At 53.2% G+C, this 5,939-nt stretch carries 4 protein-coding genes and 2 pseudogenes; 4 read left to right on the top strand and 2 right to left on the bottom strand.

The window, feature by feature from the left end:
- Positions 1-110 (top strand): annotated as a pseudogene (locus NFE57_RS16455) (IS630 family transposase); the annotation flags it as partial.
- Between the two features lie 62 nt (positions 111-172).
- On the opposite strand, the gene NFE57_RS16450 reads toward NFE57_RS16455, so the two are convergent.
- Positions 173-928 (bottom strand): class I SAM-dependent methyltransferase, encoded by a 756-nt coding sequence (locus tag NFE57_RS16450; protein ID WP_252136675.1) that lies wholly within the window; start codon positions 926-928, stop codon positions 173-175.
- A gap of 170 nt (positions 929-1,098) precedes the next feature.
- Here NFE57_RS16450 and NFE57_RS16445 point away from each other — a divergent pair, with 170 nt between their 5' ends.
- Entirely contained in the window at positions 1,099-2,274 is a 1,176-nt protein-coding gene (locus NFE57_RS16445; protein WP_252136674.1) for a glycosyltransferase, read from the top strand.
- A gap of 54 nt (positions 2,275-2,328) precedes the next feature.
- Here the strand turns inward: NFE57_RS16445 and NFE57_RS16440 are convergent, their stop codons facing one another.
- Positions 2,329-3,768, bottom strand: a complete 1,440-nt coding sequence (locus tag NFE57_RS16440) for an O-antigen polymerase (RefSeq protein WP_252136673.1) — start codon at positions 3,766-3,768, stop codon at positions 2,329-2,331.
- Between the two features lie 356 nt (positions 3,769-4,124).
- Here NFE57_RS16440 and NFE57_RS16435 point away from each other — a divergent pair, with 356 nt between their 5' ends.
- Together NFE57_RS16435 and NFE57_RS16430 are read left to right on the top strand one after the other, a co-directional pair.
- On the top strand, positions 4,125-5,477 hold the full coding sequence (locus NFE57_RS16435; protein WP_252136672.1) for a glycoside hydrolase family 71 protein: 1,353 nt from the start codon (positions 4,125-4,127) through the stop codon (positions 5,475-5,477).
- A gap of 58 nt (positions 5,478-5,535) precedes the next feature.
- Positions 5,536-5,823 (top strand): annotated as a pseudogene (locus NFE57_RS16430) (transposase); the annotation flags it as partial.
- Between the last annotated feature and the right edge of the window lie 116 nt (positions 5,824-5,939).

The raw sequence follows: 5,939 nt of genomic DNA, 5'->3' as shown, positions 1-5,939 counted from the left end.
CCGAACGATCCCACGAAACAACATGGCGACGCATCGGCACCTTGCTCGACGCCTTCCCGCCAGCAGAATGCCGCAACTATCTGCTCAACGCAGGATACGGGTCAGCATGAGGTCATCTGACTCTAGTCTGCCGCATCGACGATAGATCAAGTTCAAAATCTCAAGACGAAATCTAGTCTTCCGTATTTTTCCTGAGAAAAATGAACAGCGCTGTATGGAAACGAGCAGGCGTAATTTTGTGAATTAAATTAAAAATTCGATAAACTAACTTGTTGTTGAAGTAATAAGATGGCTCTGATGACATGCCGTAGACTATTACTTTTGTCGATTTTCCAAAATACTTGCGGATCGCCCCAGGGGTGTTCAACCGATAGCATGTCGGGAAAACATCGACATCGAAACGATCCGGCTGGATGCGCGTGAGCATCGGCACATGGCGGCTGTTGCCAGCAAGCCGTGCGGCAAGCGAGATATAGCCCCATTTGTTGGGCGTCACCGCGCAGATATAGCCACCCGGCTTGGTCACCCGCAACAACTCGCGAGAAACCTGCTCGGGATCGGCGACATGTTCGAAGACCCAGTTCGAATAGATCAGATCGAAGCTGGCGTCGGGATAAGGCAAGGGCTTTGCCGGATCGAAAATCTCCGCATGGTCGAGATAGGGATTCTCGAGCACGACGGGGTCGACATCGCATCCCTCGACATGCGCGACCCGCCCTTTGAGCGTTTTGAGCCAACGCGCGTAGCCTGAGGATGAGGTGGAGATCTGGGCGCCTCGCCCCGCACCGTAATCCAGAACCCGGTCCGTCGGCCGTATCAACGCGGCGATGCGGGTATAGAATTCGATCGATCCGTCCACACGGCTGAAACCGCCAACGGCCGCCTCGGGATAGAAATGCTCCTTGATCGATTGGGCAGTTCCAGCCATGCGATACTCCATAACGAAGGCGGCCCACCGGGGAGCCGTCAGCGCGGCTCATGCCAGCCACAGGGGATCGCCGCAACCCGGAGATCGGCGCACAAAGTGGATGGAGCGATCGCGCGTTCAAAATGCCGATAAAGGGCGAGAGCCCCTATTAGCCAGAGCGGAGTTGCGTTTTGACCAGGATATTGCACATTCTCGCTTCTGCCGATCCGCGAGATGGCGGTCCGGTCGAAGGGGCGCTCCGTGCTGGAGAGATGTGGTCGCGGCAAGGCCATCAGCAAGAACTCATGACGCTGGACGCGCCTGACGCATCGTTCCTCGCCGATGTTCCTGCCGTAGTTCACGCATTAGGGAAGCCTCGCAATCGGACACCGTGGTCTCGCTATCGCTATGCACCGGGGGTCGTGGAATGGATCAAGGCAAACGCGCCGCGCTATGATGCCGTGATTGTAGCTGGCCTGTGGAATTATTCGTCGATGGCAGCGCGCTTGGCACTTGCCGGCGGGCCAACTCCCTATTTTGTGTTCACGCATGGCATGCTCGACCCTTGGTTCCGCAAAACCTATCCGCTCAAGGGATGGCTCAAGCAGCTATTCTGGCTTGGCAGTGAAGGGCCACTGTTGCGGCATGCGCGCGGGGTCCTCTTCACCACTGAGGAGGAGCGCATGCTCGCGGATAAGGCATTCTGGCCCTATCGTGCGAACGCGCGCGTGGTGGGCTATGGCACTGCGGACGTAAGCGGGAACTCTACTGCGCAGATTGCAGCGTTTCGGCATGCCGTCCCAGCACTCGGCGAGCGACGTTATCTTTTGTTTTTAAGTCGTGTGCATCCCAAAAAGGGATGCGATCTTTTGATTGATGCCTTCGCCTCAATCGCTGATCGGGCATCGGACTTGGATCTCGTAATCGCAGGCCCCGACCATGAGGGGCTCGTGGATCGCCTCAAGGCGCAGGTAGGTGACCTTCATCTCGAAGATCGGGTCCATTTCCCAGAGATGCTGCAAGGCGATCAGAAATGGGGGGCGTTTCGAGGATGTGAAGCCTTCGTACTGACTTCGCATCAGGAGAATTTCGGGGTCGTCGTTGCCGAGGCGCTGGCCTGTGCCAAGCCGGTCCTGATTTCCGACAAGGTTAATATATGGAGAGAGGTGGCCGCAGACAAAGCTGGGCTGGTCGAACCGGACACCCATGAGGGCTCATGCCGGCTGTTGGCGCGCTTTCTGGGACTGGAGTGCTCGGAACGCAAACGAATGGGTGAAAGAGCGCGCGAAAGTTTTCTTGCTCGTTTTACAATCGAAGCAGCTGCGGCCAACCTTATGACCCAGATCGAATGCGACATTAGCAGATAGCTAGTGGTCGACATCGGGTGCCGTCGAATTCCACACAGCCTTCTAGAAAGCTCGTCAGCGTGAATGTGTCGCACGATACGTTCGCGTAAACAGGTTGGAATTCCCGGTAGCTTTGCCGGAGGGCCTTATAGGAATGGCAGCATTCACGCCAGAAGGTCGAGTGCCGTCCGGGAGCGGCAATTCACGAGCCCATAGCTTCCGCGCGATCATCAACATCGCAACCTGCGCAAGGAATGTCAGGTATACAGCAGTGAGCGGGCCGCGGAGCAGAATAGGAAGAGCGGCAATAAAAATATAACCAAACAAATTGTGGCCGTTGATGATGTACCTTCTTTTGAACACGAATGTATGAACAAATATTCCGACTAATACGGCCACCAGAGATACACCAAAGAATCCGAAATCCATATATCCATCTGCCGCGATCATCTGAGAGACATTAGCCGTTCCGAATATGCCGTTTGAAAACATTTCATATCCGATGTCGAGCCCCCCAATGACCGGCTTTTCTGGCCACCAGACCCTCGGAACGAAGCTTACCAGATTCGCGAATAGCTTCTCTCCATAATCATGCCCGTGGATGTTAACGTATCTCACGCACTCTGCTAAAAGATCATAAATATCCATAAACTTAATAGATAATATATCCGTTGCTATTTCTTCCCTATGCTCGGCTAAACCACCGACGCCAAAACGAGTTGTTATATTAAGGATAGGAAAAATTACGACGACGCCGATCATCGATGCCACATAGAACGCAATTGCCCTAATCTCACCCCTCGTAAACACGAGGACAATCGGAACATATGCCGATAAAAGTGCAAATCTTGATGTGTTGAACGGGTTGAAGCAAATTAATACAATTGATATAGAAATTATAAAATATATGAGTGTGAGATTTAATCTTGGCTTCGTCAGTGCAGCAAGAATAGTTGCTCCCATTGTTATCACGCCAGCACATACCATTATTAGGGCGCCGATAGCATTTTCACTCGTTTGACTCTGAAGCTCTGCGAGGCGCTCATAGCGCGAAGCGAAAACGCCAGAAAATCCACCCTTCAACCAAACAAATATTGAAAAAGCAAATACAGTGGAAATAAATACAAATATAGATCTTTTATCTTCTATCAGAAATATCTTGATGGGCACCTTAGGATTCGACAAATAATTCGTAGTTATAATGAATATAGCGTAAAATACTAAAGCAATAGATGATGCAGTAACAAGCTCTACGTTGGTGTAAACAACCCTGCTGACGGGGCCGGATACTCCAATCCTCCCGTGGTCTATCATTTGCAGAGGCTCAATTACAAAAAATAAATATATCAGAAGAGAAATTATATCTTGAACTGTAAAATATTTGTCTTTTATTCTAGAAACATTAAGCAATACGAGGAAAAACATTGGCAGCGTGACTATGAGAGCAACCTTGTCCTTTAACGTAAGGAGGTTTATAGCATAATAGCCAATGTAAAAATACAACCTGAAAACCATTGGGTCGCCTATGCCGATTTCGTGCAGCTATTCCCGCGCACTAGGGTTTGATATTCTGCGATATGCGAACACGCATTCGCGGATCAAGCGAAACCCGTCGCATGGGCTGATACATATGTGGGCGTGAAACAGCGGTGATGAACAGAGTATTTCTGTGGTTTCCAGCGATGCTACTGGCTATGGCAGGGCCGGCGGTAGGCTTAGGAATGGTAAGGTCGGCGCCCACAGAGCCCACTCTTACGGCAGAAGACTGGCGCCAGATCGCCATCACCGCGCAGAGCTTCGTCAAGCGCGAAAGTCCGAAGGGGAATTTTCCGTTTATAGTGGATCAGTCAGGACACAAAGACCGAACCGTCTTGGCCGACTACATGCCGTCACTGCCCATCTCATTCGATAACAAGCCACCTACCGACGATAGGTATAGCGGCCTCTTGCCAACGGGCGCTGAGCAAGATTCGGAATTGGTGCAGCGCTTCGGTGTTTGGCAGCGCCCGTTACCAACGCAACTTTGGCCGCAAAATCGGGCGTTCGCGATCAACGCGGCGATCGAGGTCACACGAGCCGCCCGGATTGGACTTGATGGCTTCCTGGTCGATTTGATCGCGACGAAGGGACAGCATTGGGAATGGACAATGCTATTGCTTGACGCAGCCGCGGCATCTTCATCGAATTTCCGTATCGCAGTCGAACCCGATATGAACGCACTTACAGACGCGACCGTAAGCGATCTCGTTACCACGCTGGATATTTTCTACCGTCACCCTGCGGGATTTCGGCTGGACGATGGCCGGTTGCTGGTCGTTCCCTTCAAGCCGGACAACCGGCCGCTTTCGTTCTGGAGGGAACTAAAGGCCCGTATGGACGCGCGTGGCCAACCTATTGCGCTGGTCCCCGAAACTCTTGCGATTGCGCAGTTGACAACCTTCGTGCCTGTCGCGGATGGTTTGACTTTCTGGGGGGAACGAACTCCTTCAAGCGGCCCATCCCAACTGGCCGAAGCGCGTCACTTAACGCGTGTGACCGGCCTCCCCGTGATGATGCCTGTCGCCCCTCAGGATTTCCGTCCCAAATCCGGGCTGTTATGGGAGGCGCGCAATAGCGAGACGTTCCGGAGCCAGTGGAGCGCTGCGATTGAATCGGAGGCGCCATGGGTGCACGTCATCACCTGGAATGATTATTCGGAAGCAACCGAGATCGCGCCATCGAGCACAACGCAATTCATTTTCTATGATTTGGCGGCCTATTACATATTTTGGTTCAAGAATGGACAGCCTCCTGACATAAAAAGAGACGCGCTTTTTTATACATTTCGTAGTCAGATTTTCGATCCTACAGAAACGACTATCGGGCAGAAATATCAACTCCGCGGCTCAACTCCGATTTCCAATAACATCGAGTTGATCGGCTTTCTCGAAGAGCCAGGCATTCTACAAATTGAACTTAATGGGAAGGTCTGGAGGCAATCTGTGGGCGCCGGCCTGCAGATCTTAACAATTCCGGCCCAGGCAGGACGCCCTTGTTTCCGCCTTTTACGCGCCGGCAAATCGGTTATCACGCTTCCAGCCGCAGTCGAGATCGCCGACAAGCCAGTATTTAAGGACGGTCTCTATGGCGGCGGTTCAAGCTTAAGACCCTACGTCAGTATGGTTTCAAGGCGACCCGGGCGCCCGCTGGCTCCGGCACAGAACCTGGCTACCGGGCAATGTTGATCTTCCCCCGGTTTGACGGACACCAATGATAGGCTCTGCGGAGCCAGGAGGTGTTTTGATGGCGAAGGCAACGAAGCGTCGGTTCACGGACGAGTTCAAGCGCGAGGCGGTAGCGCTTTGGGAGACGAGCGGTCGCCCGCAGACTGAGGTGGCAGGCGAGCTTGGGATCATGCCGACGATGCTGCGTCGCTGGCAGCGCAAGTTACAGGAGGGGGGCGTGCCCGCGAACCCGGCGGCGAAGCCGCCAGTATCGACGATGGCATCGCCGGCAGATCAGGCGTCCGAGATCGCGCGGCTGCGGCGCGAGTTGGGCCGAGCACGGATGGAACGCGACATATTAGAGCGGGATGACGTGGGATTGAATCGATAGGGGATTCACGAGGGCGTATAGATGTGATTCAAGATGCTGGCTGGGCATGGAGGCCAGCGAGCATGGCGCGACCTTATTCGATGGACCTGCGT

Origin of the sequence: Hephaestia sp. MAHUQ-44, assembly GCF_023806085.1 — a bacterium.
Taxonomy (GTDB): Bacteria; Pseudomonadota; Alphaproteobacteria; order Sphingomonadales; family Sphingomonadaceae; genus Sphingomonas.
The sequence above is the reverse complement of the archived record's forward strand: the minus strand, read 5'-3'. Positions and strand labels throughout refer to the sequence as shown.